The organism is Arthrobacter sp. NPDC097144 (assembly GCF_044762205.1).
Lineage (GTDB): Bacteria > Actinomycetota > Actinomycetes > Actinomycetales > Micrococcaceae > Arthrobacter_B.
In genome coordinates, this window is sequence record NZ_JBIWDW010000001.1 from 645,961 (window position 1) to 660,488 (window position 14,528).

General features: G+C 67.8%; 9 protein-coding genes and 1 riboswitch. Of the genes, 8 read left to right on the forward strand and 1 reads right to left on the reverse strand.

What is annotated here, in order from left to right; translation table 11 throughout:
• The first annotated feature begins 4 nt into the window (after positions 1-4).
• Genes ACIQXM_RS03035 through ACIQXM_RS03055 form a run of 5 tightly spaced genes read left to right on the forward strand, consistent with a single transcriptional unit; the run spans position 5 to position 8,293 of the window.
• On the forward strand, positions 5-955 hold the full coding sequence (locus ACIQXM_RS03035; RefSeq protein ID WP_400927377.1) for a carbohydrate ABC transporter permease: 951 nt from the start codon (positions 5-7) through the stop codon (positions 953-955).
• On the forward strand, positions 952-1,881 hold the full coding sequence (locus ACIQXM_RS03040) for a carbohydrate ABC transporter permease (RefSeq protein ID WP_400927380.1): 930 nt from the start codon (positions 952-954) through the stop codon (positions 1,879-1,881). Before ACIQXM_RS03035 ends, ACIQXM_RS03040 begins: the two co-directional genes overlap by 4 nt.
• Entirely contained in the window at positions 1,882-4,437 is a 2,556-nt protein-coding gene (locus ACIQXM_RS03045; protein WP_400927383.1) for a glycosyl hydrolase family 95 catalytic domain-containing protein, read from the forward strand.
• Positions 4,434-6,836, forward strand: coding sequence for an alpha-xylosidase (yicI, locus tag ACIQXM_RS03050; RefSeq protein ID WP_400927386.1), 2,403 nt, complete (start codon positions 4,434-4,436; stop codon positions 6,834-6,836). Before ACIQXM_RS03045 ends, yicI begins: the two co-directional genes overlap by 4 nt.
• Complete coding sequence (locus tag ACIQXM_RS03055; RefSeq protein ID WP_400927389.1) at positions 6,833-8,293, forward strand: GH1 family beta-glucosidase; 1,461 nt, start codon at positions 6,833-6,835, stop codon at positions 8,291-8,293. Before yicI ends, ACIQXM_RS03055 begins: the two co-directional genes overlap by 4 nt.
• Positions 8,294-8,381: 88 nt before the next feature.
• On the opposite strand, the gene ACIQXM_RS03060 is transcribed toward ACIQXM_RS03055, so the two are convergent.
• The gene (locus ACIQXM_RS03060; RefSeq protein WP_400927392.1) at positions 8,382-9,230 is read right to left on the reverse strand and encodes an SDR family oxidoreductase; all 849 of its coding nucleotides are present in this window, start codon (positions 9,228-9,230) and stop codon (positions 8,382-8,384) included.
• 263 nt (positions 9,231-9,493) lie between these two features.
• Positions 9,494-9,600, forward strand: a riboswitch (SAM riboswitch).
• A 105-nt stretch (positions 9,601-9,705) separates the two neighbouring features.
• Here ACIQXM_RS03060 and ACIQXM_RS03065 point away from each other — a divergent pair.
• The 3 genes from ACIQXM_RS03065 to ACIQXM_RS03075 all read left to right on the forward strand — a co-directional run bounded on the left by ACIQXM_RS03065 (position 9,706) and on the right by ACIQXM_RS03075 (position 14,527).
• Positions 9,706-10,632: a methylenetetrahydrofolate reductase gene (locus ACIQXM_RS03065; RefSeq protein ID WP_400927395.1), complete on the forward strand. Its 927-nt coding sequence runs from the start codon at positions 9,706-9,708 to the stop codon at positions 10,630-10,632.
• Positions 10,633-10,757: 125 nt separating this feature from the next.
• Positions 10,758-13,166 carry a 5-methyltetrahydropteroyltriglutamate--homocysteine S-methyltransferase gene (gene metE / locus ACIQXM_RS03070; RefSeq protein WP_400927398.1) on the forward strand — a complete coding sequence of 803 codons (2,409 nt, stop codon included), beginning with the start codon at positions 10,758-10,760 and terminating at the stop codon, positions 13,164-13,166.
• A 17-nt stretch (positions 13,167-13,183) separates the two neighbouring features.
• Complete coding sequence (locus ACIQXM_RS03075) at positions 13,184-14,527, forward strand: O-acetylhomoserine aminocarboxypropyltransferase/cysteine synthase family protein (RefSeq protein WP_400927401.1); 1,344 nt, start codon at positions 13,184-13,186, stop codon at positions 14,525-14,527.
• Position 14,528: the final 1 nt, after the last annotated feature.

A 14,528-nucleotide genomic window follows, 5' to 3' on the forward strand; every position in this document is an offset into this window, starting at 1 on the left:
GGCAATGACACCGGCCAAACCCGCCGCCCGTCCGTCCGGCATCCCGCCGCGCCGCCGCTCAGGCCGCGGCGGGCTGCGGGCGGCCCCCTATGTCTTCCTCGCTCCCTTCATCATCCTGTTCCTGGTCTTCATCCTGCTGCCGATCGTCCTGGCGCTTTACACGAGCTTCTTCCAGGTGAAGCGCAGCGGCCTGGGCTTCGGCGGCACCGGCGAAAAGCAGTTCGTCTGGTTCGACAACTACGCCCAGGCCTTCGCCGACAGCGCCTTCATTGAGAGCTTCGGACGGGTGCTGCTCTTCGGCCTGGTCCAGGTGCCCGTCATGCTCGGCATCTCCCTGCTTCTGGCCCTGATGTTCGACTCCGCCGTCGTACGGTGGAAGCGGTTCTTCCAGTTGAGCGTTTTCCTGCCCTACGCGGTGCCCTCCGTCGTGGCGGCACTGATCTGGGGGTTCCTCTACCAGCCCAAGGTCAGCCCCATCGTGGAGGGCCTGGCGAGCATCGGCATATCAGCGGATTTCCTCTCCCCCGACAACGTGCTGTGGTCGCTGGCGAACATTTCCGTGTGGTCGGTGGTGGGCGTGAACATGATTATCCTGTTCTCCTCCCTGCAGACCGTGCCGCGGGAGATGTACGAGGCGGCCCGGATTGACGGTGCCGGGGAGCTCAGGATGGCCCTGCAGATCAAGGTGCCCATGATCCTGCCGGCCCTGGTCCTGACCACCCTGTTCTCCATCATCGGCACGCTGCAGCTGTTCAACGAGCCCATGACCATGCGCTCGGTCACCTCGAACATCTCCGGCAGCTACACCCCCAACATGGCGGTCTTCTCCGCCACCACCCTCGGCGGTGACATCAACATCGGTTCGGCCATGGCCATCATCATCGGCCTCGTGACCTTCGTGCTCTCGATAGTCGTCTCCACCATGTCCAACAGGAAAAAAGGAGGCACGCAGTGACCCAGCTTCCCGTGCTCGCTGCCCCGCCGGCACCCCGTGAGATGGCAGGCAGGATCCGCAAACCGGCAGTCCACGGAGAGGGTGAGCGTCCCAGCCGCGGCGCCCGTGCCCTCGGGTGGATTGTCATGGCCGCCGCCGCACTGTACTTCCTGGTGCCCGTGTACTGGCTGATTGTTGCCTCCACCAAGAGCACGTCGGACCTGTTCTCCACACCGGGGTTCCTGTTCTCCAAGATGAACTTCGTCCAGAACCTGTCCGACCTGAGCACCTACAATGACGGCATCTTCTGGCGCTGGATGGGCAACTCCCTGATCTACTCCGGGATCGGGTCCATTCTGATGACCTTCATCTGCCTCATCTCGGGCTACGCTCTGGCCATGTACCGGTTCAAGGGCCGCAGCATTGTGCTGGCGGCGGTGCTGGGGAGCATGCTTGTTCCGCAGACCGTGCTGGCGCAGCCCACCTACCAGTTCCTGGTGCAGATCGGCCTGAACAACACCATCTGGGGCGTTCTGGTTCCCAGCCTGGCGTATCCGTTCGGAGTGCTGCTGGCCTTTGTCTACGCCCAGTCCTCGGTGCCGCAGGAACTGCTGGAGGCGGCACGGTTGGACGGCGCAAGTGAATGGCGGGCGTTCTTCTCCATTGCCCTGAAACTGCTCAGCCCCGGCGGCGTCACCATCATGCTCTTCGCGTTCATTGGCAGCTGGAACAACTTCATGCTGCCGCTGCTGGTGATCAGCGATGCCAGGCTGATGCCGGTCACCGTGGGCCTGAGCGGCTGGAGCCAGGCCGCCATCACCATTCCGGGACTCCAAACCCTGGTGGTGATCGGCGCCCTGGTCTCGATCATCCCCATTGTGGTGGTCTTCGTGTCACTCCAGCGCTTCTGGCGTTCAGGCCTGGCCGCAGGCGGTGTGCGCTTCTAAATGACTGCCAACACGCTGTTCTATCTCCGCCCCGCGCAGCAGTGGCTCGACGGGCTGCCCCTTGGCAACGGCCGGCTCGGGGCCATGGTGCTGCCCGGGCCCGGGGGCCTGCGCCTGCAGGTCAATGACAGCACTGCCTGGTCCGGCAGCCCGGACAGCGAGCACCGGCTCGGGCAGGTGGAGGCGGCCGACGCCGCGCAGGCACTCGCCGCCGCCCGTGAAGCGCTCGGAAACGGGCGGCCGGTGGACGCGGAGCGGCTGCTGGAGCCGCTGCAGTCGCGCTACTCCCAGGCGTATCTGCCGTTCGCCGACGTCCTGCTGTCCACGTCCGCCGATGAATTGACGGCAGGAGCCGGCGGACGCCTGCGCCGGGAGCTTCACCTCGACGACGGCGTGCACACCACCGAGCAGGAGTTTCCCGGCGGCGCATCCCGGCAGGACACCTTTATCAGCGCCGCCGACGGCGTACTGGTGCACCGCCTGACGTCCACGGTTCCCCTGGACGTCAGCATCCGCCTCACCACTCCCCTGCGGGAACTGTCCCGCCATGCCGGCGCCGACGCCGTCGGCCTGGAATTGCGGCTGCCCGCCGACGTTGCTCCCGGCCACGCTCCGGAGGAGCCTCCGCTGCGCTGGGAGGCCGACGGCGTGCGACCGGTGGAAGGAGCCGTTCACCTCGCGCTGACGCACAACGGCACGGGCCCCACCGGCACTGACCCCAACAGCACGCCCGCCGCCGGCGGCTCCCCCGCCCCGGCGGATCTGGTCCTCACCGGCGTGACCGAGCTGCTGCTCGTCCTGGCCACGGCCACCACCTTCACCGCGCCGGGCCAACACCCCGACGGCACCGCGGCGGACTGTCACAGTGCCGCATCCCGGCAGGCCGCCGCAGCACTGGACAAGGGTTTTGACGAGCTGCTCAGCGGTTCCGTCCAGGCCCACCGGCTCCTGTTCAACCGGACGGAGCTCACGCTCCTTCCCGGCCCGCAGGCCCTGCCGGACCGGTCCGGGGTTCCCACCGATGTCCGGATCCGGGAGGCCAACCGCTTCCCCGCCGGTCCCCTGGCCGCGGACCCGGAACTCGCCGTGCTGCTGTTCGCCTACGGGCGCTATCTGCTGATCTGCAGCTCCCGTCCCGACAGCCGCGCCGGCACTACGGGCGCCCTGCCTGCCACTCTGCAGGGCATCTGGAACGAGGACATGCAGCCGCCCTGGTCCTCCAACTACACCCTGAACATTAACCTTCAGATGAATTACTGGGGTGCCCACGCGGCGGACCTGGCCGAATGCACCGAACCGCTGCTGGAACTGGTGGAGGCCCTGGCGGACCGCGGCCGGTCCACGGCTGCCACTCTCTACGGTGCACGCGGCTGGGTGGCCCACCACAATACCGATGCGTGGGCCTTCACCTCCCCCACCGCCGGAGACGCCAGTTGGGCGCACTGGCCCATGGCCGGTCCGTGGCTGGTGCGCCAGCTGGATGAAGGCCGGCGCTTCGGCGCGGCCGGCTCCGCTGACCTGTTAAGGATCTGGAACCTGGCGGTGGGCTGCGCCGAGTTCCTCTGCGACTGGCTGCTGGACGACGGGGGCCCCTGGCTGCAGACCCGGCCATCCACCTCGCCGGAGAACACTTACCAAAGCGCGCAGGGACCCGCTGCCCTGGCCTCCTCCTCCGCCATGGACCGAACCCTCATCACGGAATTGTTCGACGTCGTCCTCTCCCTGGCCCCGCTCACGGGCCAGGAAGACCATCCGGTAGTTGCCGAAGTCCGCCGGGCACTGCCCGGCATCGCGCCGCCGGCCATCGGGAACAAGGGCGGGATCCTGGAATGGGGCCCGGCGGAAACCGCCGTCGACCCGCTCCACCGGCACCTTTCGCACCTGAGCTTTCTCTACCCGGGCAACGGCGGATATTCATTTCACGGCGTCTATCCGGACCGGAGTGCCCGCACCGGCAGCGGATCCCTGACGCCGGAGTTGGCAGCCGCCGCCCGGACAAGCCTGGACGGGCGCGGTGATGATTCCACCGGCTGGTCCCTCGTCTGGAAAATCTGCCTCCGCGCACGGCTGGGACAGGCGGAGAAAGTCAGCGACCTGCTGCGCCTGCTGTTCCGCGAGGCCGGAACCGGAATTGAATCCGCAAACGCAGGCTCCGGCGTGCATGCCGGCGGACTGTATCCCAACCTCTTCACCGCGCATCCGCCCTTCCAGCTGGACGCGAACCTCGGCTACGTTGCGGCGCTCACCGAGACCCTGCTGCAGAGCCACGCAGGAGTCATCCGGCTCCTGCCCGCCTTGCCGGCCGAGTTTGCCTTCGGGCAGGTCCGCGGCCTCGTCGCCCGGCCGGGCATCACCGTGGACCTGACCTGGAACAACGGGCGGCTGACTTCCGCCACGCTGACGGCCCGCACCGCAGCCGCCGCCGGACCGCAGCAGATCGAGGTGCACGGCGCCCGGCAGACCGTCCACCTCGAACCCGGCCGCGGCGTCTCGCTAGACCTTCCGAAAACCCCGGACCACATGACCGAACCACCAGCACAGTTGGAGACCACGTGAAATTCAGTGACGGATTCTGGCAGGAGCGCCCCGGGGTGAATGCCCTGCACGCGCAGGAAGCCTACGACGTCGAGGCAACGCCGGCGGGACTGTCCATCTCCGCCCCCACCAAGGTCATCGCCCGCCGCGGCGACACCCTGAACCGCACCCTGTTGACCGTTGACCTCACCAGTCCGCTGGACGGGGTGGTGGGCGTGCGCATCAACCATCACCGGGGCGCGGCGGGATCCGGCGGTTTCGACCTCCTCCACACCGCCAACCCGGAGGCCGGCAGCAGCACCGACGAGCACGGCGGGGTGCTCGACGCCGGCCCCCTGCGGGCGCGGATAGCCCACGGACATCCGTGGAGCCTGTCCTTTGAGGCAGCCGGGCGGACGCTCACCAGCGGCGGACCGAAGTCGGTGAGCTATGTGGAGCTGGCGCCGGACGCCGCCGTCGCCGTCGAACCCGTGGGCCCCACGGGAGTCAGTGCGGGCGGACGCCCGCCGGCCCGGGCCTACACGCGGGCCACGCTCGCACTGGACGTGGGCGAGCTGGTGTACGGGCTGGGCGAACGGTTTGGGCCGCTGGTAAAAAACGGCCAGACCGTGGACGTGTGGAATGCGGACGGCGGCACCGCCAGCGAGCAGTCCTACAAGAGCATCCCCTTCTACCTGACCAACAAGGGGTACGGCGTCTTCGTCAACCATCCGGAGCACGTCTCCTTTGAGGTGGGCTCGGAATCGGTGGAGGAAGTGTCCTTCTCCGTAGCCGGGGAAACGCTGGAGTACTTTGTGATTTACGGTCCCTCCATGGCCGAGATCCTGCGCCGTTACACCGCCCTCACCGGCCGTCCGGCCCGTGTTCCGGCCTGGTCCTACGGGCTCTGGCTGTCCACCAGCTTCACCACGGACTATGACGAGGCGACCGTCAACCACTTTGTGGACGGCATGGCGGAGCGCGGGCTGCCGCTGAGTGTGTTCCACTTTGACTGCTTCTGGATGCGCGAATTCAACTGGACGGACTTTGAATGGGATCCGCGGGTTTTTCCGGAGCCGGAACTGATGCTCAAGCGCCTGCATGACAAGGGGCTGAAGGTCAGCGCCTGGATCAACCCGTACATCGCCCAGCGCTCCCCGCTCTTTGACGAGGCCTCAGCTGCCGGATACCTGGTGAAAAAGGCCGACGGCGAGGTGTGGCAGTGGGACATGTGGCAGGCCGGCATGGGACTGGTGGATTTCACCAACCCCGCCGCCACCGCCTGGTACCAGGACAAACTGCGCGGCCTCATCGGGCAGGGTGTGGATTCGATCAAGACCGACTTCGGCGAGCGCATCCCCACCGATGTGGTGTGGCACAGCGGCGCGCAGCCGGCGGCCATGCACAACTGGTACACCCAGCTCTACAACAAGGCAGTGTTCGAGGTCCTGGAAGAACAGCACGGGCAGGGCAACGCCGTCTTGTTCGCCCGCTCCGCCACGGCCGGCGGCCAGCAGATGCCGGTGCACTGGGGCGGAGACAACTCCTCCAGCTTCCGGTCCATGGCGGAGACCCTGCGCGGCGGACTGTCCCTGGCCCTGAGCGGCTTCGGGTTCTGGAGCCATGACATTGGCGGTTTTGAGGGCAGCCCGGATCCGGCCGTGTTCAAGCGCTGGGTCGCCTTTGGCCTGCTCTCCAGCCACTCCCGGCTGCACGGGTCCCGGAGTTACCGGGTGCCGTGGGCTTTTGACACCGGAGATGAACCGGCCGGACAGAGCGCAGTGGAGGTTACCCGCAGGTTCGCCCGGCTCAAGATGTCGCTCATGCCCTACTTCTTTGAAGTGGGCCGGCAGGCACACGAGCAGGGGCTGCCCTTTATGCGGCCGCTGCAACTGGAATTCCCCGGCGATCCGGCAGTGGATTACCTGGACCGGCAGTATCTGATCGGCAGTGACCTGCTGGTGGCCCCGGTGTTCAGCGACGCCGGAGACGTCACCTACTACCTGCCCGCCGGCACCTGGACCAACTACTTCACCGGCGAAACAGTGTCCGGCGGTGCCTGGCGCACCGAGCAGCACGGCTTTGACAGCCTGCCGCTGTGGGTGCGCGGCAACGCCGTGCTGGTCACCGGATCCCGGGAAGACCGGCCGGACTATGACTACACGGACAACCCGCTGGTCACCGTCTACCCGGGCGCGCCCGACGGCGGGACAGCCGGCGGGACAGCCGGCGGGACAGCCGGCGGCGGTACGGAACCCGCCGCCGTCGTCGTCGAAAAAACCGTGCGGATCACCAACCCGGACGGCACCGAGGTGACCATCGCCGCGCAGATCGGCGCTTCCGAAACCACCCTGATCCGTTCCGACGGCGGCGCCTTCCGGGCACGCCTGGGCAACGGCAGGATTGTCAGTTCAACCCAAGGAAAGGCAGTACTCCAGTGACATCGTCTCCCACCGCTTCAAAAGACCTGAGCCCGGATTACCGGGACGAGGGCCTGGTCTTCGGACCGGACTTCATCTTCGGCTCGGCCACCGCGTCGTACCAGATTGAGGGTGCCTTCAACGCGGACGGCCGCGGCCCGTCCATCTGGGACACCTTCAGCAAAACCCCCGGCAAGGTCTGGAACGGAGACACCGGGGATGTGGCGTGCGATCACTACCACCGGCTGGAAGAGGACCTGGACCTGATGCAGAAACTGGGTCTGGAAGCCTACCGGTTCTCCATTTCCTGGTCCCGCATCCAGCCCACCGGCCGCGGTCCGGTCAACGAGACCGGCATGGCTTTCTACGAACGGCTCGTGGACGGGCTGATCGCCCGGGGCATCAAGCCGCTGGCCACCCTCTACCACTGGGACCTGCCGCAGGCGCTCGAGGATGAGGGCGGCTGGACCAACCGGGAGACCACCTACGCCTTTGCCGACTACGCCCGGCTGGTGGGTGAGCGGCTCGGCGACCGCATCACCGGCTGGATCACGCTGAACGAGCCCTGGTGCTCCGCCTACCTGGGCTACGGCTCCGGTGCGCATGCTCCGGGACGGACCAGCGACGTCGAAGCCCTCACCGCCGTCCATCACCTGAACCTGGCCCACGGCCTGGCCGTGAAGGAACTGCGCCGCGTGGTGTCCGCCGGCGCCGAGATTGCCGTGACACTGAACCTGCACGTGTTCCGGCCCGAGGGCGAGACCGGCCCCGAAGCCGTGCGCCGGGTGGACGGGCTGGCCAACCGGCTGTTCCTGGATCCGATGCTCAACGGCACCTACCCGGAGGACGTCCTCGCGGACACCGCCTCCATCACGGACTGGTCTTTCATCCAGGACGGTGACACCCAGCTGATCTGCCAGCCCCTGGATTTCCTGGGCATCAACTACTACTCCACCAACCGGGTGCGGATCTGGGACGGCAAGGGCGAGCGCGTCAACGCTGACGGACACAAGCCCGCCGAAGGCACCGCCTGGCCCGGCGCCGGCGTCGTCGAATTCGTCGCCCAGCCCGGCCCGTACACGGAGATGGGCTGGAACATTGACCCGGCCGGGCTGGAAGACCTGCTGGTCTCGGTGCATGAGCGCTGGCCGGATCTGCCGCTGATGGTGACCGAAAACGGCGCCGCGTTTGCGGATGAGCTGGTGACCGGGGAGGACGGCGCGCCTGCCGTGCACGACGTCGAACGCACCGATTACCTGCACCGCCACTTCGCTGCCGCGCACCGCGCCATGCAGCGCGGCGTGGACCTGCGCGGCTACCAGGTGTGGTCGTTGATGGACAACTTCGAGTGGGGCTACGGCTACTCCAAGCGCTTCGGCATTGTGCGCGTGGATTACGACACCCTGGAGCGCACCCCGAAGGACAGCGCCCTCTGGTACTCGCGGCTGATCGCCGAACGCGTGCTCCACGCAGGTTAACGCTTCCTGCCTCTGCAGGCGGTAGCGAAACAGGTGAGGGCTCCGGGGTTTCCGGAGCCCTCACTCGTCTGCGGTCCGAATCCGTGCCTTATGCGGTGGGCGGTGCCGGAACGGCCGACGGTTCGGCGGGAGCGGTGAAGCCTGCTGTGGAGGACGGCGCCTGAGCCGGTTCCGAGCTCAGTTCCACCGCCTCATTGTGGGCAAGCCCGGCGGTTTCTCCGCCGTCGGCCACGAACTCGGCGCCGGTGGAGAAGCTGGATTCATCACTGGCCAGGAACAGCACCAGGTTGGCGATCTCCCCGGGTTCGCCCATGCGGTGCAGCGCGACGTGCTGCTGTCCGCCGTCGAGCCCGTCGGTCATGGGGGTGCGCACCGCTCCCGGATGCACCGAGTTCACCCGGATCCCGTACGGGCCCAGGTCAAGGGCCACCGATTTGGTCAGCCCGCGCACCCCGTACTTGGCGGCCGTGTAGCCGGGCAGGTCCTTGTAGCCCTGCAGGCCGGCAGTGGAGGAGACGTTGATGATGGACGCTGCGGCTGAACGCTTCATCGGTTCGAGGACGGCCTTGATGCCCAGGAACACTCCGGTGAGGTTCACCGCGATGATGGTGTTCCACTGCTCCAGCGTGTAGTCCTCAATGCTGCCGAAGTTGGCGATTCCGGCATTGTTGACCAGCACATCCAGTCCGCCGAAGCGGTTTTCGGCCTCCTGCACGGCGGCCGCCCAGTCCTGGGGATTCGTTACGTCCAGGTGCACATAGGCGCCCGATGCCCCGTTGCCGGCACCGAGGCTTTCGGCCAGTGCCTGGCCTTCCGCGTCCAGCAGGTCACCGATAACCACGCGTGCCCCTTCATCGGCAAGGCGCCGGGCTGCCGCCGCTCCGATGCCCCGCGCTCCCCCGCTGATCAAGACCGTTTTTCCGCTGACTCTTCCCATTGCGTTCTCCCCCATATGTTGGACTGTCCGGATGTTGGGCTGTCCCGTCATCCAACTACAGGCGGCGGGGGAAGTCACGGGTGTTCTTCGGTCCGGGAGCACCGTTTTCCGGGCGAAAGATGCTGCAGCCGGCAGCCCCGGTATGTGACGCACTGTGGCGCGTGTGTCGTTCATGACGCGCCCCAGGGATTTGTGGCGCAACACTCTGACGCATCAGGTGCATGGATTGCCACCGTCCCTGCAGGCCCCTAGATTGGACCCACCACCCATCCAGAGCGGCTGAGAGATCTGGCTCGTTGACGCCGCAGCAACCATCTTTTCCCTCCTCCGGAGGCTGAATTGAACGGTGCTAACGCCAGGACCGATGGAGCCTTGCCCGTGACACCTGTCAGCGCAATACCCTGCCGCTCGCATGGCCAGCCGGTTTTCCCGGCAGCCCCTGCGGCACTCCCTCGGCACGGACCGAGGAGCCCGAATGACCCTGTCAGTGCCTGCCGCCGTTCCGCCGGCGTTGTCCTACGAGCTGTATCCGCCCACGAGTGCCCGGACCGAAACCGCTGTGATGCGCGTTATCGAGGAGCTGGCCGGCACCTGTCCGGACTACGTTTCGGTGACCTACAACGGCAGCCCGGAACGGCGCCAGGCCTCGGTCCGGCTGCTTGAACACCTGGTGCACGCCACCCGGCTGCGGCCGCTGGGGCATCTGACCTGCGTCGGTGAAACCCGCGAGAGCCTGTGCCTGCTGGTAACCCGGCTAGTGGGGCTGGGCGTGCGCGGCGTGCTGGCGATGCGCGGTGACCTGCCGGCGGATCCCGGCGCCTTCCGGGGCGAGCTGCCGTTTGCCCGGTACCTGGTGGAGCTGATCAGGGACATCGAGGACCAGCATTCCGCAACGCTGGCCGGCGGCCGGATGGCTGTTGGCGTGGCGGCCTATCCCAACCGGCATCCGGAATCGCCCTCCTTCCAGCATGACATCGAGGTGCTGGTCTCCAAGGAACGCTCCGGCGCCAACTTTGCCATCAGCCAGGTGTATTTCGACCCCGCCGACTATGTCCGGCTGGTCACCGCCGCACGGGCCGCCGGCGTCACCATTCCGATCATTCCCGGCATCATCCCCATGTCCAGCTCCGCCCGGCTGCAGCGCCTGGCCCGGATGACCGGAGTGCATCCGGATCCTGCCCTGCTGCACCGGCTGGAGCTGGCGGGTTCGGACGCCGAGCGGCGCCGGATCGGCGTGGACGCCGCCGTTGCACTGGCCCGGACAGCGTTCGACGACGGGGCGCCGGGCCTGCACCTGTACACCTTCAACGAGGCCCGTGCCTGCGTGGAAATTGTCGAAGCCCTCAATCTTCCGGCCTCGCGCGGGGTGCCGGGTGAAACGCGCGGCGCCCGCTCCGCCTGACGGCCTTCCCGCCTGACAGCCCCCTCCCCCTTTTTCCGCTCTTTTCCGACCACTCCACACCACCGCATATCCACTTCAGACCACCGCACATCCATCGCGAATCCACCGCACATCAGGAGACAAACATGACCGCCGTCAGCATCTTCCCCGCCGCCACTGTCCTGGGCTACCCGCGGATCGGCCCCAACCGTGAACTCAAAAAGGCCCTCGACGCGCACTGGAGCGGCGCCATCAGCGAGCAGCAGCTCCTCGAGGACGCCCGGGCCCTGCAGGACCGGACGGTCAACCGCCTCGTGGAGCTCGGCCTGAATGCCGCCGACTCCTCCATTCCCGCGGACTTTGCCCTCTACGACCAGGTCCTGGACACCACCGCGGCACTCGGCGCCCTGCCGTCCCGGTTCGCTGATCTGGCCGGCGGCGACGGCGCCGTGAGCACCGCAGCTTCCTTCGTCCTCGCCCGGGGCAGCGGCGAACGCCCGCCGCTGGAAATGACCAAATGGTTTGACACGAATTACCACTTCCTGGTGCCGGAAATCGGCCCGGAAACCCCCTTTACCGCCGTCGCGCACCAGCTCGCGGACACCATCCGCCGGCACCGGGCCAACGGTGCGGTGCTTCGCCCGGTCCTCGTGGGTCCGGTGACGTATCTGCTGCTGGCCAAGGCTGAGGACGGCGCACCCGCCGGCTTTGACCCGCTGGACCGGATTGACGACGCCGTGGCCGCCTATGCAGGCATCCTCGGCCAGCTGGCCGCGGCCGGCGCCGAGTGGGTCCAACTTGATGAGCCGGGCCTGGTCACGGACAAGGGCGGCGCGCTGGCAGCCCCGGGCGGGCTGGTGGAACGGGTGTACCGGACCCTGGCGGGTATTCCCCGGGCAGCCGTCGCGGGCCCCGCCGCCGGAAACCCCGCAGCCGGAAACCCCGCCGCGGGCCGCCCGGCCCTGCTCGTGACCACCGGCTACGGAACCGCCGGAAACCCGGGAGCTCCCGGCGAAGCCCTGGCCGTGCTCGCAGCGGCCGGGGTGGAAGCCGTGCATGCGGACCTGGTTCGCGGCCAGCTGCCGTCCGCCCGGGTGCTCGCCGGCCTGGGCAGCACCGCGTTCCTCGCCGGCATTGTGGATGGCCGCAATGTGTGGCGCAACCGCCTCACCGCGTCGCTAAAGGTCCTGCAGAACCTGCAGGACTCCGCCGGAACCGTGGTTTCGGTGGGCACGGCCACCTCACTGCAGCATGTGCCGCACGACGTCGACGCCGAGGACGCGCTGCCGGCGCACCTGCCGCAGTGGCTGGCCTTCGCAGACCAGAAGGTGCAGGAAGTGGGAGTGCTGGCCCGCGGCCTGGCCGGCGGGCGGGCCGCCGTCACTGCCGAATTGCAGGAGGCCGAGGATGCCCTGCGGGACCGGGCAACTTATCAGGGCGTGGTGGTGCCCGCCGTTCGCAGCCGGGTCCGGGGCCTGAGCGAGGATGACTTCACCCGCGGTCCGGCCGAGCAGCGCGCCGCACTGCAGCAGGAGCACCTGAAGCTGCCGGTGCTGCCCACCACCACCATCGGGTCCTTTCCGCAGACCGGCGAGGTCCGCCGCGCCCGCGCGGCCGTCCGCAGCGGCAGCATCGGCGCTGCGGAATATGACCGGTTCCTGAAGGACGAAATTGCCCGCGTGGTGCAGCTGCAGGAGGACCTGGGCCTGGACGTCCTGGTGCACGGCGAGCCCGAACGCAATGACATGGTCCAGTACTTCGCCGAGAACCTGGACGGTTTCGCCGCCACCTCGCAGGGCTGGGTCCAGTCCTACGGTTCGCGGTGCACCCGCCCGTCCATTCTTTGGGGCGACGTGGTCCGCCCGGCACCCATCACCGTGCCCTGGACCACGTACGCGCAGTCGCTGACCGAGCGCCCGCTTAAGGGAATGCTCACCGGCCCCGTCACCATCCTGGCCTGGTCCTTTGTCCGGGATGACCAGCCGCTGGGCGATACCGCCCGGCAGGTGGCCCTGGCCCTGCGGGATGAGATCGCGGACCTGGAAGCCGCCGGCACCGGAATCATCCAGGTGGATGAGCCGGCGCTGCGCGAGCTGCTGCCGCTGCGTGCCAGTGACCAGAACGCCTACCTGGACTGGTCGGTGCAGTCCTTCCGCCTTGCCACCTCCGGGGTGCGGGACAGCACCCAGATCCACACGCACTTGTGTTACTCCGAGTTCGGTGAAGTCATTGCCGCGATCGACGGGCTGGATGCGGATGTGACCAGCATCGAAGCGGCACGCTCCCGCCTGGAGGTGGTGGCGGATCTGGCCGGATTCGGCTTCCGGCGCGGAATCGGTCCCGGCGTCTATGACATCCACTCGCCCCGGGTGCCGTCCCACGCGGAAGTCGCCGCGCTGATCGACACGGCTTTGGCCGGGATCCCGGTATCCCAGCTGTGGATCAACCCGGACTGCGGACTGAAAACCCGCGGCTATGAAGAAACCGTCCAATCCCTCCGCCATGTGGTGGCGGCGGCCCGTGCCGCCCGTGCCTCGCTGGCCGTGAACGCGTAGCAAAGGACCGAGCTGCCATGACCATCCCCGAGCCCAGCGGCATCGCCACCGCCCAAATCCACGCCGGCTACGAGCCCCAGGCGCCGTACCGGACGGTTGCCGTTCCCCTGTACCAAAGCGCTGCCTATGAGTTTCCGGACTATGAATCGGCGCGCCGGATGTTTGCCCTGAAGGAAGCAGGGTTCACCTACTCACGCACCGGAAATCCCACGGTTGCTGTGCTGGAGCGGCGGGTGGCTGCCCTGGAGGGAGGAGTAGCCGGCCTGGCCACCGCCACGGGCCAGTCCGCCGTCGCCGTCGCGCTGCTGGCGCTGGTGCGCGGCGGCCAGCATCTGGTGGCGTCCTCCCGGCTGTACGGCGGAACAGTGGATCTGCTCACTGATACGTTTGCGGACTTTGGCATTGAGGTCACCTTCGCGGATCCGGACGACGCCGGCGCCTGGGCTGCCGCCGTGCGCCCGGAGACCCGGGCGTTCTTCACCGAATCCATCGGCAATCCGCTGGGGCACCTGCAGGACCTGCCCGCCCTGGCCCGCCTGGCCCGCGGCGCCGGAGTGCCGCTGGTGGTGGACAATACCCTGGCCACTCCGGTGCTGTGCCGACCGCTGAAGCTGGGCGCTGACATTGTGGTCCATTCAGCCACCAAGTTCCTGGGCGGGCACGGCACTTCCCTGGCCGGAGTGGTGGTGGACGGCGGGCGCTTTGATTTCTCCGCCTATCCGGACAAATGGCCGCAGCTCACCCGGCCCAAACAGCGCTACGGCGGGGACACGCTCTGGGACCGGCACGGCCACGGCGCGTATCTGGCCCTGGCCCGCAGCAAGTACCTGCATGACCTGGGCCCGTCACTGTCCCCTTTTAATGCGGGGCAAATTCTGCAGGGGCTGGAGACCCTGGATATCCGCGTGGCCCGGCACGCGGACAACACGCTCAAGCTGGTGCGTTTCCTGGCGGCGCATCCGGCCGTCGCCGCCGTGCACCACCCGTCCGTTCCCGGGCATCCGCAGGCCCGGCTGGCGGCCCGCGATTTCCCCGGCGGCACCGGCAGCGTGGTCTCCTTCGACCTCGCCGCGGACCCGTCCGAGGTAGGCGCCTTCATCGACCGCCTGTCCCTGTTCAAACTGGTGGCCAATGTTGGGGACACCAGGTCGCTGGTGGCGCATCCGGCGGCCATGACGCACTGCCGGCTGTCCGCGCAGCAGCGGGCGGAGGCGGGAATCCGGGACACCACTATCAGGCTCTCGGTCGGACTCGAGTCTGCGGCGGACCTGATCGCGGATCTGGAGCATGCCCTGGAAGCGGCGCACGTGCATCCGGCCGCGGCGGATTCGTCAGCCCGCTACCAGGAAGGGGGCCGCTGAG